This is a genomic window from Neisseria sp. P0021.S006 (genome assembly GCF_051956895.1).
This window is the reverse complement of record NZ_JBQCWZ010000863.1, coordinates 1-612: the sequence shown is the minus strand read 5'-3', so window position 1 is coordinate 612 and position 612 is coordinate 1. Positions and strand designations below refer to the sequence as shown.

The 612-nt window shown below is 53.4% G+C and carries 1 protein-coding gene; it reads right to left on the bottom strand.

Features of this window, described 5'->3' with window-relative positions; translation table 11 throughout:
- Positions 1-612, bottom strand: a 612-nt coding sequence (locus ACTHUM_RS17560; protein WP_440403631.1) for an amidase, incomplete at both ends; no start/stop codon positions are given.

Below are 612 nucleotides of genomic sequence, written 5' to 3'. Positions count from 1 at the left end.
GGTGTAGTCTTCTTTGTCGCGCTCCAAACTGGTGGAATCGCGCTCGTCAAAGCTGGCCATAGCGTTCAACAAAATCGCGCAGTCTTCGGCTGTTTGCGCCATAGGGCCGGCTTGGTCGAAGCTGGAAGCATAGGCAACCATACCGAAACGTGAAACCGTACCGTAAGTCGGCTTGATGCCGGTAATACCGCAATGCGATGCAGGCTGACGGATAGAACCGCCGGTATCCGAACCCAACGCAACCGGTGCCAAACGCGCCGCAATCACGGCAGCCGAACCGCCTGACGAACCGCCGGGAACATGTTCAAGATTCCATGGGTTTTTGGTTGCGCCGTAGAACGAAGTCTCATTGGTCGAACCCATGGCAAATTCGTCCATATTGGTACGGCCAAGAGTAACCATGCCGGCATCCAACAGGTTTTGCACCACAGTAGCAGTATAAGGAGAAACGAAGTTATCCAACATTTTGGAGCTGCATGCACTGCGCCAACCTGTTTGGCAGAAAATATCTTTGTAAGCAACCGGCACACCGGTCAAAGCTGTTGCATTACCGGCCGCGATACGCGCATCGGCTGCTTTAGCTTCAGCAAGGGTCTTATCTTGATCGATGGT